Raw genomic sequence first — 24,962 nt, 5'->3', positions numbered from 1 at the left:
GTGAGTAACATTTCATGAACTTAATATACATGAAATAATTTCATTTGTGTATGTCTTTTTTGTGAAATATTTCACAAAATGATGTGATAAAAATGCACTGCCTTATATTAGCAGTGCATTTTTATTATGCTAACGCTTGTGCTAGATCTTCAATTAAATCTTCACCGTCTTCAATACCGACAGAAATACGAATTAATGTATCTGTAATTCCTAATTCTTTGCGGCGATCTGCTGGGATTGATGCATGTGTCATTTGAGATGGGATAGAAATTAAACTTTCTACTGCCCCTAAACTTTCAGCAAGTGTAAAGTATTGTAATTTCTCAAGTACTTTATTTAATGTTTCTTCGCTATCTACATCAAATGAGATAATAGCACCAAATCCATTTGCTTGTTCTGTTGCAAGTTCATGGTTTTGATGTGACTCAAGACCTGGGTAATATACTTTATTTACTTTTGGATGATTATTTAAAAACTCGGCAATTGCGCGTGAATTCGTTTCATGCTCTTCCATTCGAATTCCTAATGTTTTTAAGCCACGAAGTAGTAAGAAGCTATCTTGTGGGCCAAGAATGCCTCCTGTTGAGTTTTGTACAAAGTGAAGGTCTTCTGCTAATTGCGGTCTATTCACAACTACTAGGCCTGCAACTACGTCACTATGACCTCCTAAATATTTCGTTGCACTATGAAGTACAATGTCTGCTCCTAAAGTAATCGGCGACTGCCAATATGGCGTCATGAATGTGTTATCGATAATTGTTAATAAATCTTTCTCTTTAGCAAGAGTAGATATTTTCTTAATATCAGTAATTTTCAATAATGGGTTCGTTGGTGTTTCCACATAAATCGCTTTCGTGTTTGGACGAATTGCTTCTACAACTTCCTCTAAGTTGGTTGTATCTACAAAGGTATGCTCAATACCGAAGCGATTTAATACTTTCGTGATAACGCGGTACGTTCCACCATACACATCATCTGTTAAAATAACGTGGTCACCTTTTGAGAACAACATAATTGTAGCTGTAATAGCTGCCATTCCTGAACCAAATGCAAAACCAGCATGACCGTTTTCTAATACTGCAATCATTTCTTCTAAAGCTGCACGTGTTGGGTTGCCTGTACGTGAATATTCATATCCTTGATGCTTACCAACTGCTTCTTGTTTGTACGTACTTGTTTGATAAATCGGTACATTTACAGATCCAGTTGAAGGTTCTCCTATGCGAATACCATGAATTAACTTTGTCTTTGCTCTCATTTTTTATTCCCATCCTTTGTATATGTCTTTACTTAAATAACGCTCACTACTATCAGGAAAAATCGTTACAATATTTGTACCTGGCGCCGCTTGCTCTGCTTCAAGTAAACTTGCATGAAATGCCGCTCCTGAAGAGCTCCCAACAAGCAGTCCTTCTTTTCGCGCTAATTCCTTTACTCGTAAAAATGCATTTCGATCAGAAATTGTATGAATTTCATCAAAATAAGATGTTTTCAAAAATGGCGGGATGAATTCAAGGCCGATCCCTTCTGTTTCATGCGAACCAGCTTTACCACCATTTAAAATGGATCCTTCTGGTTCCACAATAACCGTTTTTATATCTACATTTTTTTCTTTCAAATAAGATGCAGTCCCCATGAATGTACCACCAGTTCCTGCTCCTGCAACAAATATGTTAATCTCTCCGTTCAGTGCATCCCAAAGTTCAGGACCTAGTGTTTTGAAATAAGCACGCGGGTTTGCTTCATTCGCAAACTGACTTGGAGAGTATGAATTCGGTATTTCATTTACTAATTCTTTTGCTTTTGCAATTGCACCGGTCATTCCTTGCTCAGTTGGTGTATGCACGACCGTTGCGCCTAGCGCTTTCATTAATTCTTGTTTTTCAATACTAAATTTCTCTGGTACACAAACAATAACGCGTAAATCATGTTGTAACGCTGCAAGTGCCAGTCCAATACCAGTATTTCCAGCGGTCGGTTCAATAATTGTTCCACCCTGGGTAACAAGCCCTTTTTCTAGCGCATCTTCGATTAATTCTCTTCCTAAACGGTCCTTAACGCTTCCACCTGGGTTATAAAATTCAAGCTTTGCAAATAAACGGACCCCTTCTGGAAGTGAAAAACGAGTAATTTCTACAACTGGCGTATGACCAATCAACTCATGAACTCCACGATATACATTCATCGTGTTCTCCCCCTTATTTGCCAATAAAGAAAAGGCAACTGTATGTATTTTCTTTATATGAGACAGTTGCCTTTTTGTTACATTACTTTAACTCTTCTAGTACTTTTACGATAAAGTTTGTAGAATGAAGAGCTGCTTGATCTAAAAATTGATCAAATGAAACATTTGATTCTTTACCAGCAATATCAGAAAGTGCACGAATAATAACAAACGGAACTTCATATTGGTGGCATACTTGTGCAACAGCTGCTGCTTCCATTTCTACTGCATAAAGGTCTTCAAATTTATCACGAATTGCTGCAACGCGGTTCGGATCACTCATAAATGAATCACCTGTTGCAATCATACCTTTTACAACTTGAATATTTTCTTCTGCCTGCATACATTTCTCAGCTAATGCAACTAATGCTTCATCAGCCTTGAATCCAGAAGGCATTCCTGGTACTTGACCATACTCATAGTTAAATGCTGTTACATCTACGTCATGATGACGAACTTCTGTTGAAATAACTACATCTCCAACGTTTAGAGAATGATGGAAGCCACCAGCTGAACCAGTATTAATTACTTTTTCAGGCTTATATCTTTCTAATAAAATTGTCGTTGACATCGCTGCATTTACTTTACCAATACCAGACTTTAACAAGATTACTTCATGTCCTGCTAATTGTCCTTTCGTAAATTCACAACCCGCAACCGTTTCTGTTTCTGCTTGTTCTAATTTGTCACGTAAAATACGTACTTCTTCTTCCATTGCTCCAATTACAGCAATTCTCAATCTAATCCCTCTTTCTATTGCTTAGTTGCCTCCATTACCCAAACGAAATGATTTAATCTCGTAAACGTTACATGGAAGCCATTGTTTTCAAAAATAGACTGCATGATTGGAATACGTGTATAATATTCCGTTTGCAAATCGTTCGCTAACTGATGGAAACCTCTTTGTTTTGCTGTTTCAACAGTTTTATCATATGCATCTTGATCTGCAAATATCGTATCAGCAAACACTATTTTACCACCTTTGTTTAGCAATTGACTATAGTTCGCAATCGCTACATTTTTTTCATCATCTGTTAAATGATGAAATGCATAGGTGCTTACAATGGTATCAATTGAATTTGGAACTTCAAACGAAAGAAAATCACCTTCTGTAATCGAAAACTCTTGCGGCAATTTCTCTTTTGCAATCATGCGCATTTCACGTGACGGTTCTATACCGTAAACTGTGTGGCCAGCAAGTAATAATTTATTTGTTAAATTTCCAGTACCAACACCAAATTCTAATACATTACCAAATGACTTGTTAACTACATCCTCTAGAATATCCTCATAACGAGCGAAAACTTCTTTATATTGTATATCTTCGCCTTGTACGAATGAGTCGTACGTATGAGCCCACTCATCAAATAAACCATTAAATTCTGTCCCCATAAAAATTCCCCTTTTTCTTATCGGTTTTATCAGTATGATATGCCCTCTTGCTAAAAATGTCAATTGAAATGTACATGGTATTTCATTCTTTTCTTTGTTACACTATAGTTGATTACATAGGAGAGGGGTCGTCTTCGTGTCATTTACCTTTGAAATGTTAGAAGATAAAGTAGAGTTTTTCGAAGCAGGAGACTTAGCTTCTTTGGAACGAAAAATTAGCGAACAAATCGATAATAATAAAGCACTTATGCTTGAAGTTCATCACATCTCGCATCAAATGGTTATGGATCCCGAAAGCAAAAGACCATATTATAGCGCGGTTGTTCATTTTAAATTAAAGAAATTACGCTAACTAAAAAAGAGAAGCTCCTAAGGAGCTTCTCTTTTTTAGTTTAGAGTTTGAACAAGTACTGGTTTCCAGCCCTCATTTTCTACCCAATCAATATTCACATAATATTTTTTACCTGATTGTTTATCTTGTACGTTACCGTAAGCTTTATTCTTACCGTTATTTCCAATTCTATGGATAACTAATTGATTTACTGGAACGTCAATTGCAGCTGAAATCGCTTGATTCATCTCATTCCAATCTGCTGTACCTTTTTTAAACGTCATCGCAGGTGTTGCACCTTGCTCTGTACCTACTGGCTTCCAAGAAGATTTCGTATAAGCATCTGTTGCCTGTGACTGTGTTTTTTCAGCTGGTGCTTTCTCGTTAGCTTTCGCTTCTTCTTCAGCTTTTTTCTGTTCTTCCTCAGCCTTTTGCTTCTCTTCTTCTTCCTGCTTCTTAGCCTCTGTCTTATCTTGCTCGTTCTTCTTCGTCTCTTCTTTGCCTTTAGCTTTCTCAGCTTTATTCTCTTTCGTTGTTTGCTGAGCTACTTTTTTATCACTAGAAGACGCTTGCTCTTTTCTTTCAGGAACAAACAATTGATATGATACAATAGCTACTAATATTAATACAATTGCAATTGCAATATTTAAAACACCGTTTTGACGACGTTTTTGTTGTTTCTGTTGGAATCTAGATCCTCCTGCCATTCTTCAAACCTCCATGCAGTTTTTCATACTTGCTATTGTAACATTAAATCTAGAAAGGTTGAACATTTACAATAATATTTTCACGAAATGAAAACATTTCAATATGAATTGCAAGATTACTTTTCATTCTCTAATCGATAGATTGATTCTACGATAGCTTTGAAAATAGGTGTAACTTCATTTACATTACTATTCGTTTCTATATCCACGACAACTAAAGCATATCTTGGATTTTCATATGGAAAATAACCTGCAAACCAACGATTCACTTTCGTCCCTTTTCCTGTTTGCGCTGTCCCAGATTTTCCGGCGACACTTAGTGGTAACGACCTGAATGCTGCTCCTGTTCCTTTCTCCGTTGTTACAACGCCCCTTAATAACTCTTGTAATGTTTTCACTGTTTCATACGAAAGCTGTTTCCCGCCTATTGTATGGTCTTCAAATGTATAAAAGTCCGTTCCATTTTTATACATTATCTTTTCAACAGCTTTCACTTCCATCTTTTCTCCATCCCTAGCAATCGTCGCCATTATATTTGCAATCGCTAGAGGTGACATGCGGACATCTTTCTGTCCAATTGCTGTTTGCGCTACCGCCTTTTTATTATTCTTATTTCCTTCACTTTCCCAAATCGTAACACTCTTCTCCTCTGGCATTTGCTCAAAATGAGTTGTATGAAATACAGAACCTTTCCATCCAACCTTACCAGCGCCTCCTAAAGCTGCTACGTAAGTTTCTAATACCATCTTATCCTTTTGTATTAGCTCATTACCTAACTCTGAAAATGTCCTGTTACAGCTTCTAGCAAAGCTCTCTTTAAAACTAAGTGTACCCATCATAACTTGTGGGTGTTCTTCACCATATAAATCTTGATTACAATTAAATATACGATTAAACACATTTTCATTTTGATCAATCACTGCCGCTGCAACTATTGTTTTAAAAACAGAACCGGGAAAATGTGGTGTTAACATTTGATTTTCAAGTGTAGTTGTATATAAACGCTTATCCTTCACCTGTACAGATGGTTTACTGACCATCGCTAAAATTTCATTTTTCTTTACATCAAGTAATACTAATCCCCCCTTCTTTATTCCGCTTGCTTCAACCACTTCTTCTACTTTTTGCTGTATCCCATTATGTAAAGTAGTTTGAATCGTCACTGGATAAAACGGATTGCCAGGCGCAGTATATTTCGCTTGTTTTCCAAAAATCGGTTCTCCTTGTCGGTCCACTTGATACAATACTTTTGCCTCTCCATCGGTCAAAAGAAATTCATCAAATGATTGCTGCAATCCTGAAATGCCAATTGGCGTTTGCCTTGAAATTTTTCTTACTTCTCCGTATCGTTTTTGAAATTCTCGTTCATTCTCCCCCACATCGCCAATTAAATGATTCATCGCGCCAGTTTGCCGTAAACGAACTTCAGCTGCTACAATACCTAATACATTTAATTGATTTACCTTCTCCATCTGCTCTCGTGCCAAGCGAAATGGACCATTTCCCCTTTGCATGATAAATGCACTTTTCTTGTCTTTCATTTGACTTTCAATCTCTTGTCTCGACACACCAATGATATGCGCAATTTTCTCTAACATGTCATTTTTTATTTGTAGAAATGGAAAAACAATTAAAACAGGATACTTTTTCTCACCTATTCCATTACCGTTCCGATCTATAAAATGGCCTCGCCCATCATCTACCGTAATGGACTGCGTCCGTTGTGTAACACTTTTTTCAATTAAATTTATCTTACGATCTGTAAATGATTCTGTATCTATAATTTGTATTTGAATTAAACGACAAAGTAAAATAAACATAATACATATAAAACAAATTAAAACAATTGTAATTCTCCGTTTTATTTTCATAAAAAAACACCTCGTCTATTATAGTTTGGACGGAGTGTTTCATCTTTTATACAAATAAAAAATCACTCGCTTTTACACGAGTGATTTTTTATTATTTTACAGAGATAATCTCTACTTGCATTTCTCCACCTGGAGTTTGGATTGCTACCTTCTCACCAATTTGCTTACCTAATAAGCTTTTTGCAATTGGAGAATCGTTAGAAATTCTTCCTTCAAATGGATCTGCTTCTGCGCTACCTACGATTGTGTAAGATTCTTCATCTCCACCTGGTAACTCTTTAAATGTTACTGTTTTACCTAATGTAACAACTGTAGATTCTTCGCCGTTATCTGTGATGATAACTGCGTTACGAATCATGTTTTCTAATTGTGTAATACGTCCTTCTACGAACGCTTGCTCATCTTTTGCTGCATCGTACTCAGAGTTCTCAGAAAGATCTCCGAAGCTACGTGCAATCTTAATTCGCTCTACAACCTCTTTACGTTTTACCGTTTTTAAATCTTCAAGTTCGTTCTCTAGCTTTTGCTTACCCTCTTGCGTCATAGGGTATGTTTTTTCTGTTGCCATATTTTCCACTCCTTTTATATACCAATCCCCCGAAAAAAAAGAGGAGTTCCATATGAAAACTCCCCCACTTATATGTATAGCGGAGGTTTCTAGCACGCCTGTACTAGCGGAGTTGTCACATACAACCCCGTATTCCCAATTCTTCTTTATATAAAGAAGATATGTATGGAAAGTTGATATAAATATGCCCTCACCTATATATAGATGAGGTTGCATGTTTCATTGTATTCGATAGGAAGGGAAAAAATCCCTTCCTATCGTATATCTTTTACTATGCTATTACAAATTTACTTTTTGTTCAAGAATTGTTGCAATTTTTGTCACCATAATATCAATTGCAACATGGTTTTGTCCACCTTCAGGGATAATAATATCCGCAAATTTCTTAGAAGGCTCAATAAATTGATTGTGCATTGGACGCACAACACTTACGTATTGATCAACAACTGAATCCATCGTACGACCGCGTTCTTTAATATCACGCTGCATGCGGCGTAAAATACGAAGATCTGCATCTGTATCAACGAATAGCTTAATGTCCATTAACTCACAAAGACGTGGGTCTTCTAAAATAAGAATTCCTTCTAAAATGATTACATCTTTCGGCTCAACTGGAATAACTTCTTCTGAACGCGTATGCAATGTATAGTCATATACAGGCTTATCAATTTGCTCATATGCAAGCAACTGCTGCAAATGTTCAATTAACAGATCATTATCAAACGCAAGCGGATGATCATAATTTGTTTTTAAACGCTCTTCCATTGGTAAATGGCTTTGATCTTTGTAATAATAATCTTGCTCTAAGATTAAAATAGAATGACCTTTAAAATGGTCAAAAATCGCTTTCGTTACACTCGTTTTACCTGATCCCGAACCACCAGCAATTCCAATTACAACAGGCTTATTCGTCCCCATTCGACTATCACTCTTTCTTATTGAAGTATGCTTTTGCGCATCATATTATTCACATACACTCGTTGATCCACTTTGAATTTCACGATTTGCAACGGATGTCTCGCTGCATCTAATTCGTTTCCATCCTCATCCCAAATTTTCTCCACCGTCTGCGTAAAGTTTTCTATTTCTGGTCCAAAGAACTCGACTTCATGTCCTGGTTTGAAATGATTACGTTGCTCAATCGTTACAATGCCCGTTTCTTCATTATAATCTAACACTAAACCAGCGAAATCATACGTTGTTTTCTTACTATGATTTCCAAACATTTGCTCTTGATGTCCTGGAACCCCTTCAAAGAATGCGGGAGCTGTATCACGATTTGCACATTTATCAAGCTCATCTAACCATTCTTGTTTAAACTCAAAATTATCCGGATCCGCACAATAAGCATCAATTACTTTACGGTATACCGTTGCTACAGTCGCTACGTAATGGATTGATTTCATACGTCCTTCAACTTTTAAGCTATCAATTCCAATTTCAATCATTTTCGGAATTGATAAAATTAAATTTAAGTCTTTTGGACTCATTGCAAAGTGAGCATCTTCTTCTTGGAATAGAGGCAGCTCTTTTGCATCTTTATGTTGTGATACTGTTTGAACTAAATCATAGTCCCAACGGCAAGATTGACAACAACCACCACGGTTAGAGTCACGTGCTGTCATATGGTTACTTAACGTACATCTGCCTGAATATGCGATACACATTGCACCATGGACGAATGCTTCAATTTCAATATCCACTTTTTCTTTAATTTCTTTCATTTCTTCATAGCTTGCTTCACGAGCTAATACAAGACGATGTAAACCTTCTTCTTTCCAATACTGTGCTGCTTTCCAGTTGGATAGTGATTGTTGTGTACTTAAATGCACTTCAACAGAAGGCGCTACACGTTTACAAGTCTCAATAATAAGCGGATCAGCAACGATAATTCCCGTTACGCCAGCTTTTTCAATCCCTTTTAAATATTCCTCTAGCCCGTCCATATTTTCATTATGTGCAAAGATATTTGTTGTTACATATATTTTTGCTCCATATTTCTTTGCAAATTCAACACCTTCTGCCATTTCTTCCAGTGTAAAGTTACCTGCATTCGAACGAAGACCAAATTCTTGTCCACCTAAATATACAGCATCTGCCCCGTAATGGATAGCTACTTTTAATTTTTCTAAGTTACCCGCAGGGATTAACAGTTCAGGTTTCTTCACAATAACGCGCTTGCCATCGATTACTCGTGAAATTTCTTGTACAGTCATTTCCTACACCCTCCTCGTTTAGTAAACCGTCTCTTTAAAGAAGAATCCTGTATCTAACGGACGATTTACTGGTTGCATTTCTTCTATCTCTTTATATAAATCGTCTTTCACGTCATAATACGCATCACGATCTTCTACACAGAGATCAATTGCTTTACGATATTTCTTCGTTACCTCAATAATGTATGCAGAGCTTTTTAGTACACCATCAACTTTTAAGCTAGCGACTTCAGCGTCAATTAGTTCTTCTAACTCATCGATGAAACAAATATCGTTTGGACTCATAATGTGAGTACCATTTTCATCTTCATAAATTGGATATTTATTGTTACGCTCTGGGTCATATAAGAACATATTCTCTTCATATTTTTTCTTTTCAATGTCAAGATTACGTCCTTGATACTCAAAGTAGTTTCCTACTAAGGAACGCTTCGATTGGAACATACAAGTCATACCGTGAATTTGTACTTCAAGTTCCACTTCAGCATTTTCTTTTAATTCAACAATTTCATCTAAGCTAAGCTCACGAGCTAATACAGCTCGTTTTGCTCCTCTTTGTCCCCAGTAGTTACAAGTAAACCAGTTTGTTGCTGTTGTTTCTGTATTCCAGTGCAATTGCATATTTGGCGCTACTTCTCGGACCGCCATTAATACTGCTGGGTCTCCGAAAACAATTGCATCTACACTTACTTCGTTTAAAAATGCAACATAATCTGTTAATTCGTCTACTTTATCATTGTGGAACATAGCATTCATTGCTACGTATACTTTTACACCATTTTCATGTGCAATCTTCACAGCTTGTTTCACATCTTCACGTGAAAATTCCCCTGCTAAACGTAAACCGAACTTTTGCTCACCGATCATTACCGCATCTGCTCCTGCTTTCGCAAGAGGTTCGATATCCACTACTGCTTTTGGCGTTACTAACAATTCAGGTTTCTTCATACCTTGGTCACCCTCTCTTTTTACTAACAGCTACTCCATCACCAATTGGGAAAATCGTTGTATCATATCCTTCATGGTTCATAAGCCATTCATTGTACGTCTTAATACGACGAATTAAACCACGTGTACGTCTGTTTTCAATTTTCTCTTTTGTCGTTACAAGGCCATGGTACATAACATTATCTGAAATAATTACACCACCAGGGTTTAATAACGGTTCATACAAGTCAAAAAAGCGACGATATTGTCCTTTTGCTGCATCAATAAAAATAACGTCAAACGTTCCATGTTTTTCTACTTGCTCGCCTGTTTCTAACGCATCACCGTAAATAACGGAAATACGCTCTTTAACTGGTGAACATTCTATATATTCAAGTGCTTTTTCATATCGCTCGCGATTGCGTTCAACTGTCACAATGTGAGAATTTGGAATAGCTTGCATCATACGAATACTAGAATAACCAATTGCTGTACCAAGCTCTAAAATGCTTTTTGGTCCAATTAAACGTAAAAATTGCAACATAAATTCCATTCCAAGTCGATCCATAATCGGCACATGATTTTCTTTCGCATAATCTTCCATTTCAAGAATTAATTTATCTTTTGGATCAATAAATGATAATAGGTACTCGTTAACTGCATCCTCCATAATGGTCCTCCTTATTTACATGGAGAAGTGCCTCTATGACGTCTTTTCACACATAGAATGCAATAAAAATACAAGCCAGTTTCACCCTTAGCTTGTACGTCCCGTTTTGATATTAAAAACGATTCTTCTGCCAGTTTTTAACCCGATATATTTTACCACAAAAAAGAGGGATGTGCGACCTTTTTCGCTATCCCTCCCCATTTCACTGTTTTTTCGTAATATATTTTTGCTTTAATGCATTATGCTCTTCCAATGTTTTCGCATAGTACACTTCACCAGTTGGTGCAGCTAAGAAATAATAATAATCTGTTTGCGCAGGCTCTAACGCCGCTTCCACTGAATGTTTACCAGAGTTTGCAATCGGACCAACCGGCAATCCTTTCACAACATACGTATTGTACGGTGAGTTTATCTTTAAATCTTCGTATAATACACGTTGTTTATGCTTTCCAAGTGCATATAATACCGTTGGATCAGTTTGCAGGGGCATACCTTTTTCCAAACGATTATAAAAGACACTAGAGATTTTTTGACGATCTGTAAAGCCTGTTGCCTCTTCTTCAATAAGTGAAGACAATGTTAAAAGCTGATGAACATCCCATTTTTTCGCTTTCATTTTTGCCTCGTTTTGAACAATGATTGCATTCGTTTTCTCAAGCATTGGAATTACAATTTCTTCTAACGTCGTATCTTTTTTATAGAAAGAGTACGTCGCAGGATATAAATAACCTTCTAATGGATATTTAATATTGCTATCAAAGATTTTATCCGTTAACAACTTCGGATACTTTTGCTGCATTTTTTGAATAAATGCTTTATCGTTTAATTGACGTACGACATCATCTTTATTCCACTTTAATTCGTTTGCAACCGTTTCTGCAATTTCAGTTACTTGTGCACCTTCTTTTATCGTCACTTTATAAAGAGCTGGACGATGTACATTACCAGATGACATTTGTTCAATAACATCTGAGGCACTCATTGAAGGATTTAATAAATATGTACCCGCTTGTAAATTTTTCGATTTAGCCTTTGTATAAAAACTAAAAACTGTACCGTTTTTCACAGCACCTTTTTCTTCTAAAATCTCACCAATTTTACTAGTAGATGATCCTTTTGGAATTTCTACTTCAATCTCTTTTTTATTCCCGCTATCAACTGGCCCTAATGCGGATGAAATATACGCATAGACTGACCCACAAACTAAAAGCAGTGCAATAATTGAAAATAAAAAAAGACGTCTACGCTTTTTTTTCACTTGATTCTCTATCAACACTCTTCCTCCTTAATTAAATTGTAGACCGTATGTATATCTTTCTATACAACACGATATAAAAACACAATAAATTTATTTATCTTTTTTAGATAGACACTTTATTTTTCTACAATCCGTCTCATTATACTACAAAGGTTTACACAGTTTCGACAAAAAATCTTTCATTTTACATATAAAAAAAGATGGACTATATGTCGTCCATCTTTTCAGTACTTATTATTCAGCTTCTTGCTCATCAGCTAGAGTGTTGAACATTTCTTGTACCATTTCCCACTCTTCTTCAGATTCGATTGGAAGTAAACTTCCGCCCTCTTCTTCATTTTGCTCATAAGCCATTGCATCATAAATTGGGTCTCCATCTTCGTCTACTTCACCGATTGGAGAGAAGACTACGTATGATTTTTTGCCAAATTTTTCAGCATCAAAAGTGAAAATAATTTCACATAAATGTTCGTTACCTTTTTCGTCTACAATTGTAATTTGATTTTCTTCCATTTTGGTCACCTCTTATTTACTATCTAAAAATCCTTGTAAGATTACGACTGCAGCCATCTTATCGATTACCTGTTTTCGCTTCTTACGGCTTACATCAGCTGAAATGAGCAGACGTTCCGCTGCCATCGTTGACAAACGCTCGTCCCACATTACAACTTCTAATTGTAACAGATTTCGCAGGTTTTCTGCAAATTGCTGGCACGCTTCACCACGTGGGCCAATTGTACCATTCATATTTTTAGGTAAACCTACTACTATTTTGTCCACATTGTACTGCTTTACTAACTCAGAAATACGGTCAAAACCAAAATAGCCTCGTTCTTCGTTAATCCTGATTGTTTCCAGCCCTTGCGCTGTCCAGCCCATTTCGTCGCTCATTGCAACTCCGACTGTTTTTGTACCTACATCTAAACCTAATATCCGCATAAACTACTCCTCACGATGATGTTTCAAGTACGACTTCACAAGCTCTTCAATTAACTCATCACGTTCAAGCTTGCGAATGATGCTTCGTGCATCTTTATGGCGAGGTATGTATGCTGGGTCTCCACTTAATAAATAACCGACGATTTGGTTAATCGGATTATAGCCTTTTTCTTGAAGTGCATCATACACAGTTAAAAGTACATCATTTACATGGACACTCTGTTTTTCATCTTGAATGCTAAACTTCATTGTTTTATCAAAACCGTCCATTTCAAGCACCTCACTTATATAGTAAGTATAGGGAGAAGAACTTCTCCTCTCCCTACCATTGTACACTACTATCTCTTTATTTTGAAACAGATTTAACGTACTCTTGTACAAATGCTAAAGCTTCCTCAACTTGCGCTGGGTTTTTACCGCCTGCTTGAGCCATGTCAGGACGGCCACCACCGCCGCCGCCACAACGAGAAGCTACTTCTTTCACAAGTTTACCAGCATGGTAACCTTGGCTAATTAAATCTTTCGTTACGCCAGCTAAGATGTTTACTTTATCATCATTTACAGACGCTAATACGACAACTGCAGACTCTAATTTATTTTTCAGGTCATCCATCATCGTACGTAAGTTGTTCATATCTGCAACGTTTACTTTCGCTGCTAATACGTTTACGCCATCAACTGTCATTACTGAATCAGTTAAGTTTCCAGCTTCAATATTGCTTAATTTTGCAGCAAGAGATTCGTTTTCTTTTTGAAGTTGTTTTACTTCAGCAAATAAACCATCCACTCTTGTTAAAATATCTTTCGGATTTGTTTTCATTTTTCCTGCTGCTTCTTTTAATAAACCTACTTGATCGTTCATTAATTCGTATGCAGATTTACCAGTTACTGCTTCAATACGACGCGTTCCTGCACCGATACCAGACTCAGCAACGATTTTGAAAATACCAATTGAAGCTGTGTTATCAACGTGACAACCACCGCAAAGCTCTAAGCTATAATCGCCTACTTGTACAACGCGTACAACATCACCGTATTTTTCACCGAATAATGCCATTGCGCCCATTTCTTTCGCTTCTTCAATTGCTTTTTGAGAAATCTCAACATCAATACTTTCCCAAATTTTCTCGTTTACCATACGCTCAATTTTTTCTAATTCGTCAGCTTGTACTTGACCGAAGTGAGAGAAATCAAAGCGTAAACGTTCAGAAGTTACAAGAGAACCTGCTTGGTTAACATGCGTTCCAAGTACGTCTTTTAATGCTTGGTGTAGTAAGTGAGTTGCTGTATGGTTTTTCACAACGCTACTACGGTTTTTCGTGTCGATAATAGCTTTCACAGCCGCATCTTTCGTTAATGTACCTTCTTCAACAACAACTTTGTGTAAGTTTTGGCCATTTGGTGCTTTTTGTACGTCTTTTACAAGCACTTTCACGCCGTCAGCAAGAAGGTAACCACGGTCTGCAATTTGTCCACCGCTCTCAGCATAGAATGGTGTTACATCAAGCATTAATTGCCCTTCTTCACCAGCTTGTAAGCTATCTGTGTATTCGCCGTTTTTCACAAGTGCAACAACGTTACTTTCTGTTGCAACTGTACCGTAACCAACGAACTCGCTCGCTACTTTCACTTCTCCAAGGACACCGCCTTGAACTTGCATAGAATCAACGTCTTGACGAGCAGCACGTGCGCGCTCACGTTGTTTTTCCATTTCACTTTCAAAGCCTTCCTGATCAACTGTCATACCAGCTTCTTCTGCATATTCTTCTGTTAATTCAATCGGGAAACCATATGTGTCATATAGACGGAACGCATCTACTCCAGAAATAACAGTTGTTTTTTCTTCTTTTGCTTTTGTGATAACTTCAGCTAAAATTGCTTCCCCATCATGAAGTGTTTCATGGAAACGCTCTTCTTCGTTTTTCACAACTTTTGCTATGAAATCTTTCTTTTCAAGTACTTCTGGGTAGAAGTCTTTCATTACTTCTCCAACAACCGGCACTAATTCAAACATGAATGGACGGTTGATGTTTAATTTCTTCGAATAACGAACCGCGCGGCGTAATAAACGACGTAATACATAACCACGGCCTTCGTTAGATGGAAGAGCACCGTCACCTACAGCAAATGTTACTGTACGGATATGGTCAGCAATTACTTTAAACGCCATATCTTTTTCTAAGTCACCATTACGATACTTCTCACCAGAAATTGATTCTGTTGCGCCAATCATCGGCATGAATAAGTCTGTGTCAAAGTTTGTAGGTACATCTTGAACGATAGATGTCATACGCTCTAGACCCATCCCTGTATCGATGTTTTTCTTAGGAAGCGGTGTATATGAACCGTCTGGATTATGGTTAAATTGAGAGAATACAAGGTTCCATACTTCTAAGTAACGCTCGTTTTCTCCGCCTGGATATAATTCTGGGTCACTAAAGTCATTACCATAAGCTTCTCCGCGGTCATAGAAAATCTCTGTATTCGGTCCGCTTGGTCCTTCACCGATATCCCAGAAGTTTTCTTCTAAACGGATGATGCGCTCTTTTGGAACACCCATTTTTTCATTCCAAATTGTGAATGCTTCTTCATCTTCTGGATGGATTGTAACTGATAGTAATTCTTTATCGAATCCGATCCATTTGTCGCTCGTTAAGAATTCCCAAGCCCAAGTAATTGCTTCTTCTTTAAAGTAATCACCGATTGAGAAGTTTCCTAACATTTCAAAGAATGTATGGTGACGAGCTGTTTTCCCTACGTTTTCAATATCGTTTGTACGAATTGATTTTTGAGCATTTGTAATACGTGGATTTTGCGGGATTACACGTCCATCAAAATATTTTTTTAATGTCGCTACACCACTGTTAATCCATAACAGAGATGGATCTTCATGCGGAACTAGTGATGCACTAGGTTCTACTGCATGTCCTTTTTCTTGGAAAAAGTCTAAAAACATTTGACGAATTTGTGCGCCTGTTAGTTGTTTCATTGTATTTTCCTCCTTAAATATAAAAAACTCCCGCCCCTATAAAAGGGACGAGAGTTAACTCGCGATACCACCCTAATTATGAATTGATTATTATAACAATCAATTCATCACCTCATGGTGCCGTAACGTGGCAAGACGGCAGTGATTAGCTGCTCTCAGGATTAGCTTTCTGTTACCCTTCATTTAAAGCTTCTTTCAGCCATATGGAAGCTTCTCTCTATAAATGGACTGTAACGTACTTTTTCCGTCATTGATTTAATGTATTATATGACTAAATATAATAGAATTCTCTTAAGTTTGTCAATGTAGATAATCATTTATATTGCATTAACCATAGTTATTCTACTATTCATTCTTAACAGCCTTTCAATATATTATGCATTTATTAATAAATTGTACTATCTCTATATTTTTCAGAATATTATATTTTTGTTATGATTAAATTATCAATAATAAAGGGGCGATTACAATGACAACCTTATTAAGCAAAGCTAAAAACATATTAATGACTGACGAAACAATATTGTTTTATGTAGCATGTTCATTAGACATATTTATTTATCGTTCCGTCGCAAGGCCAGGCCTATTGATTTTAACGAACAAACGGCTCTTCTTTTATGGACCAGATGTAAGTAAGAACCCAATATTTGAAGAGTACTCTTTTGCAAACATTTCTAATCTAAAAGAGCAAAAGCGTCTTTTCAGCAATCAAATTATATTTATGTACGATAATGAATGGAAAAAAATAAAACATATTCAAACAAATGATGTAAGCTCTCTCGTTCAACAAATACACGAGCAACTCTCTAAATAATGATAGCCCTCTACTTTTATAAGTAGAGGGCTATCATATTACACATTTTCTTTTTTCCAAAGAGGCCTTACATGAACGATCACCGTACGAATGACCGCTAAAACAGGAACTGATATTAATAACCCTACAATTCCTGCCACTTCTCCCCCAACTAGTAATGCGAGCATAATAATAACAGGATGCATACGAAGTGACTTACCAACGATGTAAGGTGATAAAATGTTACTTTCCAAAAATTGTAAAATAGCAATCGTAATTCCCGCCTTAATGAGTAAACTCGTTGATACCGTTGCCGCAATCATCAATGTCGGAATCGCCCCTAAAATAGGACCGAAGTACGGGATTATATCCGTTACCCCAATAATAATGCCGAGTAATAATGGATATTTCATACCGATAAACCAAAAAGAAAGAACAGATACGCCCCCTAATACTAAGCAAACAAATAACTGTCCTCGAATATAACTTCCGAGTGACTTATCAATTTCTTTCGCCAGCATTTGCCCTGTACTACGCCACTTACTCGGGACTAGTTTCCAAAAGATATGATAAAATTCACCGTAATCTTTTAATATGTAAAATACAATGAACGGTATTAAGAAAATAATAAGCAACGAGTCCAATACGCCACGGGCTGTGCTCATCACTTTATTTAAAAGTGATTGTATCTTCGTTTCTACTCCACCAAAAATTTGTTTCACCTTTTCATGAATAAAGGACGGGAAGTTCGCTGTTTGTTCCGTAACGCCATCCATCCAAGAATCATACATTTTTGTAAACTGCGGAAATTGCTCATTAATCTCTTGTAATTGCTTAATAACAATTGGCGTTCCTTTATAAATCCCATAACCAATTCCGCCAAAGAAAAGGATGTAAATGAGCAAAATAGCAAGTGTACGTGGCATCCCTTCTTTATGAATTTTTTCAATTAAAGGATGCAATAAATACGCAATAAAACACGCAATAAGAAACGGTGTAATTGCCACTTTAAATACAAAAATAATCGGTGCCCATAGCGGCTTAATTTTTAAAAAGACGAGCAAACAAAGAAATACAAGTAACAATAACCCTAAACGATATATCCAAATGATTTTAAGATTCTTCACATGAAAAACCTCCTCCACCTTTATTTTGAAAATAAATAGGGTAGGTTATGTGCGAAAGTTTTAAAATCTTTTCGTGCAGACCATACTGTTTTGTAAAGACGTACATATACATAACATAATAAGGACAACCACCCCTGAGAATGCAGCATGAAACAATATAATCAGGAGGGCTCATAATGGTTTTATTTATGCTCGTATTATCAGCACTTTTTATGATTCTTGAATGGGTTTGTATCGGGTTTGGTATTTGGAAAGGTTTCTTTATTCGTTCCTCACGAAAAGAAAGAGCGAAGCAATTATTTCATTACGGAATGCTTGGCGTTGGATGTTACGGCCTATCGTATCTCTTCTCTGAAATTGGACTTTTATATTTACATACAAGTGCATAAAAAAACTCCCTTGATGAAGGGAGTTTTTTGCGCTTATAAATAAGATTTAATCATCTTACGTGCTTTTTTCATATTGCGTTTTGAAAATACCTCTTGCTTGCGAGCATATTGATATGCTGCAGCTCCAACACCTAATGCGATTAATGAATTGCGTAGATTCAAAGTAAATCCCCCTTTTCGTTATCCGATCGTTCTTTCGTTCTCATCAAATAAATCATCAAGAGAGCTTAATGAACCATCTTCCTCTACTTGATGCGTATGGATTTTCCCCTTTGAAACCGATAATTCGATATAACAATTCCAGCAATAAAATTGGTTGACACCTATTTTCCCAATGTCTTTCCCTTTGCAATTTGGACAAATGAACATATGGCTTTCATCTCCTTACAGTCTCCCAGATTCTATTCGCCATTATGTCCAAACCGCATTCATTTATACATTGCTGGAGCCTTTCAACGTTATACGTTTGAAAGTTTCACTATATAATTTCACCTTGTTACATGAAATCATACGGTGAAATGTTTTCCACGTCCATTTCTTCGCCATTAACTGTTACCATCTGTACTTCTCCTTGTGATTCTTGCAAACGACCAGCTAAAGTCGTTTGGCGCATTGCATCATCAAGGCGATTTACACCAGACTGGAAAGCGGCTTCCTCTCCGCAAATAATAAGGAACTTCTTACTTCTTGTAATGCCAGTATAAATTAAATTACGACGTAACATCCGATTGTAACTTTTTACTATCGGCATAATTACGATTGGGAACTCACTACCTTGCGACTTATGAATCGAACAGCAATAGGCATGTGTAATTTGATTTAAGTCTGGCTTTGTATACGTTACTTCAATTCCATCAAATGAAACGATAATCATATCTTGTTGTTCAACATTTTCTTTCGCATAAAACACCGAAACAATTTCTCCGATATCACCATTAAACACTTGGCTCTCCGGCTGATTAACGAGTTGTAGTACTTTATCGCCTCGTCGGTATACAACATCACCGTAAACAATTTCTTTACTCTTTTCCCTTTTCGGGTTAAACACTTCTTGCAACGCTTCGTTTAACACATTAATACCGGCAGGTCCGCGGTACATCGGGGCCAGTACTTGTACATCCCTTGCGCTAAACCCTTTTGTCTTAGCATTTTCACAAACCTTCTTAACAACCTCAACAATTTGAGCTCCTGTACAGCCGATAAATGAACGATCTTTTTGATTTTGCGCTAAATCTGGCGGGAGCGTTCCATTTTTTATAGCATGGGCGAGTTGAATAACAGATGAGCCTTCCGCTTGACGATAAATTTCAGTAAGCTTTACTGTTGGAACTGCACCTGCATTCAATAAATCTTTCAACACTTGCCCAGGTCCTACAGATGGTAATTGATCTTCATCGCCTACAACGATAACTTGAATGTTAGTCGGCAATGACTTAAACAGCTGATTTGCAAGCCAAATATCAACCATTGAAAACTCATCAATAATGAGCAATTTCCCTTGTACTGGATCCGTTTCATTACGCTGGAAAGACCCTTCTGGCGTCCAGCCAAGTAAACGGTGAATTGTACAAGCTGGAAGCCCCGTTGATTCACTCATTCGCTTCGCTGCTCTTCCTGTTGGGGCCGTTAATAATATCGGAAATGGATTATCATCACTGTATTCATTCGGATTTAACGATAATCCGTGCAGTGATGCATACATTTCAACAATTCCTTTAATAACTGTTGTCTTCCCTGTTCCTGGTCCACCTGTCAATAACATCATCGGCTTATGAAGTGCCGTTTGAATCGCTTCTTGCTGAAGCGGTGCATACTGTACGTTCAGTTGTTCTTCAATTTGACCTAACGTCTTTAACACTTCTGCTTCAGGAAATGAAGGTGTTTCTTCTTGATTCATAAGTCGGCGAATAGACTTTACAACACCTTTTTCTGAGTAGAATAACGATGCTAAATACACTCGTTCTTCTTCTATGATAACTTTCCCTTCACTTTGCATCATTTCAACGCAAGCTACAATGTCTTCCTCGGTCACTCTTCCTTCTTGATTATTTAAAAGTGACATCGTTTCTCTTACAAGTTGATTTTTCCCCATATAAACATGACCAAGTTGCAATGAAACATTCTCTAACGTATAAAAACAACCCGCACGTACACGGTCATCATGATTACCCGATATCCCTAACGCCCGTCCGATATCATCCGCTCTTCCAAATCCAATCCCATCCACTTCTTCAATAAGCTTATATGGATTATTACGAATAACTTCTAATGTCATCTCTTTATATTGCTGGTAAATCTTAATAGAAAGCTTCGTTCCAAAACCGTAACCATTTAAAAAACTCATTACTTTCTCTAATCCTTGATGTTCAACAATTGTCTCATATATTTCTTGCGCTTTTTGCTTATTGACAACACCATTTAACGCATCCGGATCATCCATAATTTTAGAAATGGCATGTTCCCCAAGATGATCCACAATTTTTTCAGCTGTACGCTTTCCTATCCCTTTAAATAAATCACTCGCTAAATATTGCACCATACCTGCTTTTGTTTGCGGCAATTCTTTCTTAAACGTTTCAACTAAATATTGTTTCCCATACTTCGGATGGTCTTTAAAATGCCCTGTCAATGTAAACACTTCATCTTCATGCATGCGGGGAAAATGACCGTTTATCATCACTTTTTTTTCGTCGTACGTTTCATTCGTCTCAATGACTTTCATACTGACAACGGAATAGAGGTTTTCTTCGTTGTGGAAAATGGTATGAAGAACTTGCGCTTTTATAAACTTTTTCTCTTCCTCAAACAAATCCATTGCATGTTGATTTCCCATCTTTCCTCTCCTTTCCGGTTCGTTTCACTTTAATGAGCAGTACATCCCCCACCTATTTAGATGAGGGATAACTACCCATTAAACTATATTTTCATCTTATTCAGCTTCTTGCTCCAATAAACGAACACCATTGCCAGCTAAAAAGTGATCTGGCTGAATTTCAGTTGCTTTCTTAAATAAAGTAAGAGCCTTCTCGTTATTTTCTTCAAATACGTACGCAACACCTAAATTATAATACGCATCTGCATGCTCTTCATCCATTTCTAATACCTTTTCAAAATAAGGTTTCGCCTCTTGAATATGTTCTAAACGTGCAAAGCAAAGTCCGCACTGAAACACAGCTTCTACATCGTTTTCATCTAATTCTGTTGCTCTTTGTAAAAACGGCAGTGCAAGACGATCATTTCCAAGTTGCACATGTGTAATACCTAACATAAATGTTACATCAGCTGATTGTAATCCCGCTTGCATCGCTTGTTCAAATACAGCCTTTGCCTCTGCAAATTGCTCTTGACCGTAATACACATTTCCTAATCCATAATAAGCAGCCGCAGATTTATCATCTAATTCTAATGCACGTTTATAAAATAAAATTGCTCTTTCACTATCACCTAGTGCATCTAATAAGTTCGCAAAATTAATGTATCCAAGCGCATCTTTCGGATTTTCTTCAATTGCTTCTGTGAAATTTTTAGCAGCTTCTTCCCAGTTTCCTTCTTGCATATATTGAATACCTGTTTCAAGTTTGTTTGACATGTCCTTCACCTCTACAACAAATTATAACAAAGAATGTATTTTCCAAGCGAACGAAAATTCGCTTTATGTAAAAGAAACCTCTAACCGCTAATCGGCAGAGGCTTCTCATTTTATCCTAAATAATCCAATTTCTTACCACTACGATATACTTCATCAATTGTAGCACCGCCTAAGCACTCATCTCCATCATAGAAAACAACTGCTTGTCCTGGTGTAATTGCACGAATTGGCTCGTCACAAAGAATACGAACTGTATTTTCATCAACGATTTGAACCGTTACTTTATTGTCTTCTTGACGATAACGGAATTTTGCTGTGCACTTAAATTCTTTTCCTTTCGCTTCATTACTTACCCAGCCGATATTCGTAGCAATAACTTCATCACCATATAGAAGTTCGTTATGGAATCCTTGATCAACATATAAAATGTTTTCTTTCAAGTTTTTCCCAACAGCAAACCACGGATCACCGTTACCACCAATACCAAGGCCATGACGTTGTCCAATTGTATAGTACATTAAACCGTCATGCTTCCCTTTCACTTCACCAGATAATGTTTGCATCACACCTGGTTGCGCTGGTAAATAGTTGCTTAAGAAATCTTTAAAGTTACGCTCACCGATAAAGCAAATGCCAGTACTATCTTTCTTCGCCGCTGTCGCTAAACCAGCTTCTGTCGCCATTTCACGAATTTGCGGTTTCTTTAATTCACCTAATGGGAACATTGTTTTTGATAATTGCTCTTGGCTTAATTGATTCAAGAAATACGTTTGGTCTTTATTGTCATCAACGCCGCGAAGCATTTTATATTCGCCGTCCATATAAGCAACGCGTGCATAATGACCTGTCGCTACATAATCAGCACCAAGCGCAATTGCATGCTCTAAAAATGCTTTAAATTTAATTTCTTTATTACACATTACATCTGGGTTCGGTGTACGACCAGCTCGGTACTCATCTAAGAAGTACGTAAATACTTTATCCCAGTATTGTTTTTCAAAGTTTACTGCATAATATGGAATGCCAATTTGGTTACACACTTCAATTACATCATTGTAATCTTCCGTTGCTGTGCAGACACCATTCTCATCTGTATCATCCCAGTTTTTCATAAAAATTCCGATTACATCATAACCTTGCTCTTTTAATAAAAGAGCTGCTACAGATGAATCGACGCCACCGGACATCCCGATGACAACGCGTGTTTCTTGAGGTAGTTTGTTCATCATGTCACCTCCCATGCTAATTTTGTGTTAATCGCTTCACGATTTTCACTGTTTCGTACGCCGCTTTCTCAATTTGCTCTTTCGTATTTCCAAGCCCGAAACTAAAGCGTACGGATGAACGTATTTGATCGGAGTCTTTTCCGAACATCGCTACTAATACATGTGATGGATCAATCGAACCAGCTGTACACGCCGAGCCACTTGACACTGCAATGCCAGCTATATCTAAGTTCACAAGGAACGGTTCAATGTTCATTCCTGTAAAACTGATATTAAGCACATGTGGTAAGCGATATTCTAAGTTTCCGTTTACCTCGAAAGTAATTTCTTCATTTTTGAAGACAGATACCATTATATCTTTAAACTCTTCATATTGGGCATTTTTTTGCTCACGAGTTTTTTCAGCTAACAAAATTGCATGTTGCAAACCAACGATACTCGGTACATTTTCAGTACCAGCACGGCGTTTTCTTTCTTGCTCCCCGCCTATTAATAACGGTTCAAATTTCACATTTGCACCAGCGTATAGGAACCCTACACCTTTTGGTCCATTAATTTTATGAGCTGAAATCGATAATAAATCAATACCGAACTCTTTCACATCTATTTCTACTAATCCGTAAGCTTGTACCGCATCTGTATGAAAATAAGCTTGATGCTCTTTTAGCAACTTCCCTATTTCCACGATTGGTTGCATCGTCCCAACTTCATTATTCCCAAACATAACGGATACGAGAATCGTCTCTTCTGTTAATGCATTTTGTATGTCAGAAACTTGAACGCGTCCTGTTTCATCAACAGGTAAATATGTCACTTCAAACCCTTCGCGCTCTAACAATTCACACGTATGCAAAATTGCATGATGTTCAATTCGCGTCGTTATAATATGGTTACCTTTATGACGGTTCGCACGTGCTACACCTATAAGTGCTAAATTATCAGCTTCTGTACCACCGCTCGTAAATATAATTTCATTCGGATTCGCATGAATGCTACGTGCACCCGCCCGTCTTGCCTCATCTACTGCATGGCGCGTTTGACGTCCATAAAAGTGAATACTAGACGGGTTCCCAAATGTTTCTGTCATATATGGAATCATCTTTTCGACCACTTCTGGGTGAGTCGGAGATGTCGCAGCATGATCTAAGTAAATGCGTTCCATTAAATCTCCTTCTTTCCAAATCGTTTCACAAGGAATTAAATGTAAAACATATAGCCCCCGTGATTTTCTTCCTCATAACGTACTAAATCTTCTAACGTTGTACTATCTAACACTTCTTGCACCGCATCACGAACACGCATCCATAATTGGCGTTGTGCTGGTTCTTCTTCTTCTATCATTTCTACAACACTAATTGGACCCTCTAATACACGGATTACGTCCCCAGCTGTAATGTTAGCTGGCTGATCTGACAATACATATCCGCCATATGCCCCGCGCGTACTCTTTACTAGACGAGCGTTACGAAGTGGTGAAATTAATTGCTCTAAATAATGTTCCGATAAGTCATGTGCCTGCGCAATTGATTTTAAGGAAATCGGACCTTCACCAAATTTTTTTGCAAGATCGATCATAATTGTTAAGCCGTAGCGGCCTTTCGTTGAAATCTTCATCTATTTTGCACCTCTTTTCAAATTTTCACTTCTATTGGTTATATCTTATTTATAAAAGAACACAATTTAAAATCCTATGAAATTATAGCATAATATAGTATTATAAGAAATTTCAACTTGTGTATCAAAATG

Annotated in this window: 27 protein-coding genes and 1 other annotated feature; of the genes, 3 read left to right on the top strand and 24 right to left on the bottom strand. The window is 37.2% G+C overall.

Annotated features, from left to right (window positions below; all coding sequences use genetic code 11):
• Positions 1–124 precede the first annotated feature (124 nt).
• From MNO09_RS07935 to MNO09_RS07920, 4 genes are all read right to left on the bottom strand, one after another.
• Positions 125–1,258, bottom strand: a complete 1,134-nt coding sequence (locus tag MNO09_RS07935; RefSeq protein WP_088107372.1) for a bifunctional cystathionine gamma-lyase/homocysteine desulfhydrase — start codon at positions 1,256–1,258, stop codon at positions 125–127.
• Between the two features lie 3 nt (positions 1,259–1,261).
• On the bottom strand, positions 1,262–2,185 hold the full coding sequence (locus tag MNO09_RS07930) for an O-acetylserine dependent cystathionine beta-synthase (RefSeq protein ID WP_088107373.1): 924 nt from the start codon (positions 2,183–2,185) through the stop codon (positions 1,262–1,264).
• 82 nt (positions 2,186–2,267) lie between these two features.
• Complete coding sequence (gene mtnN / locus MNO09_RS07925) at positions 2,268–2,963, bottom strand: 5'-methylthioadenosine/S-adenosylhomocysteine nucleosidase (RefSeq protein ID WP_241950109.1); 696 nt, start codon at positions 2,961–2,963, stop codon at positions 2,268–2,270.
• 14 nt (positions 2,964–2,977) lie between these two features.
• A complete protein-coding gene (locus MNO09_RS07920) occupies positions 2,978–3,616 on the bottom strand; it encodes a class I SAM-dependent DNA methyltransferase (RefSeq protein WP_088082370.1) in 639 nt (212 codons plus the stop codon).
• 136 nt (positions 3,617–3,752) lie between these two features.
• On the opposite strand from MNO09_RS07920, the gene MNO09_RS07915 reads away from it, so the two are divergent.
• The gene (locus MNO09_RS07915) at positions 3,753–3,968 is read left to right on the top strand and encodes a YrzA family protein (RefSeq protein ID WP_000010984.1); all 216 of its coding nucleotides are present in this window, start codon (positions 3,753–3,755) and stop codon (positions 3,966–3,968) included.
• A gap of 35 nt (positions 3,969–4,003) precedes the next feature.
• Here the strand turns inward: MNO09_RS07915 and MNO09_RS07910 are convergent, their stop codons facing one another.
• The 12 genes from MNO09_RS07910 to alaS all read right to left on the bottom strand — a co-directional run bounded on the left by MNO09_RS07910 (position 4,004) and on the right by alaS (position 16,092).
• Positions 4,004–4,654, bottom strand: coding sequence for a YrrS family protein (locus MNO09_RS07910; protein ID WP_000897090.1), 651 nt, complete (start codon positions 4,652–4,654; stop codon positions 4,004–4,006).
• 116 nt (positions 4,655–4,770) lie between these two features.
• Positions 4,771–6,525, bottom strand: coding sequence for a peptidoglycan D,D-transpeptidase FtsI family protein (locus tag MNO09_RS07905; protein WP_088107374.1), 1,755 nt, complete (start codon positions 6,523–6,525; stop codon positions 4,771–4,773).
• A 91-nt stretch (positions 6,526–6,616) separates the two neighbouring features.
• Positions 6,617–7,093, bottom strand: coding sequence for a transcription elongation factor GreA (gene greA, locus MNO09_RS07900; protein WP_000179964.1), 477 nt, complete (start codon positions 7,091–7,093; stop codon positions 6,617–6,619).
• Between the two features lie 279 nt (positions 7,094–7,372).
• Complete coding sequence (gene udk / locus MNO09_RS07895; RefSeq protein WP_000537083.1) at positions 7,373–8,011, bottom strand: uridine kinase; 639 nt, start codon at positions 8,009–8,011, stop codon at positions 7,373–7,375.
• Between the two features lie 17 nt (positions 8,012–8,028).
• The gene (locus MNO09_RS07890; protein WP_000217970.1) at positions 8,029–9,309 is read right to left on the bottom strand and encodes a peptidase U32 family protein; all 1,281 of its coding nucleotides are present in this window, start codon (positions 9,307–9,309) and stop codon (positions 8,029–8,031) included.
• Between the two features lie 18 nt (positions 9,310–9,327).
• A complete protein-coding gene (locus MNO09_RS07885) occupies positions 9,328–10,257 on the bottom strand; it encodes a peptidase U32 family protein (RefSeq protein ID WP_000742789.1) in 930 nt (309 codons plus the stop codon).
• 7 nt (positions 10,258–10,264) lie between these two features.
• Positions 10,265–10,906, bottom strand: coding sequence for an O-methyltransferase (locus MNO09_RS07880; RefSeq protein WP_000389088.1), 642 nt, complete (start codon positions 10,904–10,906; stop codon positions 10,265–10,267).
• A 202-nt stretch (positions 10,907–11,108) separates the two neighbouring features.
• A complete protein-coding gene (gene mltG / locus MNO09_RS07875) occupies positions 11,109–12,179 on the bottom strand; it encodes an endolytic transglycosylase MltG (protein ID WP_000572147.1) in 1,071 nt (356 codons plus the stop codon).
• Between the two features lie 219 nt (positions 12,180–12,398).
• A complete protein-coding gene (locus MNO09_RS07870) occupies positions 12,399–12,677 on the bottom strand; it encodes a DUF1292 domain-containing protein (RefSeq protein WP_000392245.1) in 279 nt (92 codons plus the stop codon).
• A gap of 12 nt (positions 12,678–12,689) precedes the next feature.
• Entirely contained in the window at positions 12,690–13,103 is a 414-nt protein-coding gene (gene ruvX / locus MNO09_RS07865; RefSeq protein ID WP_001221205.1) for a Holliday junction resolvase RuvX, read from the bottom strand.
• A 3-nt stretch (positions 13,104–13,106) separates the two neighbouring features.
• Positions 13,107–13,373 (bottom strand): IreB family regulatory phosphoprotein, encoded by a 267-nt coding sequence (locus MNO09_RS07860; RefSeq protein ID WP_000348590.1) that lies wholly within the window; start codon positions 13,371–13,373, stop codon positions 13,107–13,109.
• A 76-nt stretch (positions 13,374–13,449) separates the two neighbouring features.
• A complete protein-coding gene (alaS, locus tag MNO09_RS07855) occupies positions 13,450–16,092 on the bottom strand; it encodes an alanine--tRNA ligase (RefSeq protein ID WP_000811817.1) in 2,643 nt (880 codons plus the stop codon).
• A 40-nt stretch (positions 16,093–16,132) separates the two neighbouring features.
• Positions 16,133–16,352, bottom strand: a binding site (T-box leader).
• Positions 16,353–16,561: 209 nt separating this feature from the next.
• On the opposite strand from alaS, the gene MNO09_RS07850 reads away from it, so the two are divergent.
• A complete protein-coding gene (locus MNO09_RS07850) occupies positions 16,562–16,906 on the top strand; it encodes a PH domain-containing protein (protein WP_000209591.1) in 345 nt (114 codons plus the stop codon).
• Between the two features lie 38 nt (positions 16,907–16,944).
• Here the strand turns inward: MNO09_RS07850 and MNO09_RS07845 are convergent, their stop codons facing one another.
• Positions 16,945–18,012, bottom strand: coding sequence for an AI-2E family transporter (locus MNO09_RS07845; protein WP_000793122.1), 1,068 nt, complete (start codon positions 18,010–18,012; stop codon positions 16,945–16,947).
• Positions 18,013–18,188: 176 nt separating this feature from the next.
• On the opposite strand from MNO09_RS07845, the gene MNO09_RS07840 reads away from it, so the two are divergent.
• Positions 18,189–18,401: a hypothetical protein gene (locus MNO09_RS07840; RefSeq protein WP_000242555.1), complete on the top strand. Its 213-nt coding sequence runs from the start codon at positions 18,189–18,191 to the stop codon at positions 18,399–18,401.
• A 33-nt stretch (positions 18,402–18,434) separates the two neighbouring features.
• Here the strand turns inward: MNO09_RS07840 and MNO09_RS07835 are convergent, their stop codons facing one another.
• From MNO09_RS07835 to cymR, 7 genes are all read right to left on the bottom strand, one after another.
• Positions 18,435–18,563 (bottom strand): YrzQ family protein, encoded by a 129-nt coding sequence (locus MNO09_RS07835; RefSeq protein WP_088107376.1) that lies wholly within the window; start codon positions 18,561–18,563, stop codon positions 18,435–18,437.
• A gap of 18 nt (positions 18,564–18,581) precedes the next feature.
• Positions 18,582–18,770, bottom strand: coding sequence for a YrzR-like zinc ribbon domain (locus MNO09_RS07830; protein WP_000469281.1), 189 nt, complete (start codon positions 18,768–18,770; stop codon positions 18,582–18,584).
• A 127-nt stretch (positions 18,771–18,897) separates the two neighbouring features.
• Positions 18,898–21,234 carry an SF1B family DNA helicase RecD2 gene (recD2, locus tag MNO09_RS07825; protein ID WP_000528064.1) on the bottom strand — a complete coding sequence of 779 codons (2,337 nt, stop codon included), beginning with the start codon at positions 21,232–21,234 and terminating at the stop codon, positions 18,898–18,900.
• A 96-nt stretch (positions 21,235–21,330) separates the two neighbouring features.
• Positions 21,331–21,990 (bottom strand): tetratricopeptide repeat protein, encoded by a 660-nt coding sequence (locus tag MNO09_RS07820; protein WP_000066386.1) that lies wholly within the window; start codon positions 21,988–21,990, stop codon positions 21,331–21,333.
• 110 nt (positions 21,991–22,100) lie between these two features.
• Positions 22,101–23,216: a tRNA 2-thiouridine(34) synthase MnmA gene (gene mnmA, locus MNO09_RS07815; protein ID WP_078182767.1), complete on the bottom strand. Its 1,116-nt coding sequence runs from the start codon at positions 23,214–23,216 to the stop codon at positions 22,101–22,103.
• 16 nt (positions 23,217–23,232) lie between these two features.
• Entirely contained in the window at positions 23,233–24,378 is a 1,146-nt protein-coding gene (locus MNO09_RS07810) for a cysteine desulfurase family protein (RefSeq protein ID WP_078182768.1), read from the bottom strand.
• A 35-nt stretch (positions 24,379–24,413) separates the two neighbouring features.
• Positions 24,414–24,830: a cysteine metabolism transcriptional regulator CymR gene (cymR, locus tag MNO09_RS07805; RefSeq protein ID WP_000704116.1), complete on the bottom strand. Its 417-nt coding sequence runs from the start codon at positions 24,828–24,830 to the stop codon at positions 24,414–24,416.
• Positions 24,831–24,962: the final 132 nt, after the last annotated feature.

Origin of the sequence: Bacillus sp. N5-665 (genome assembly GCF_022637375.2) — a bacterium.
Lineage (GTDB): Bacteria > Bacillota > Bacilli > Bacillales > Bacillaceae_G > Bacillus_A > Bacillus_A wiedmannii.
Note: the sequence above shows the minus strand (reverse complement) of the source record. Positions and strands in the feature narration are given on the sequence as shown.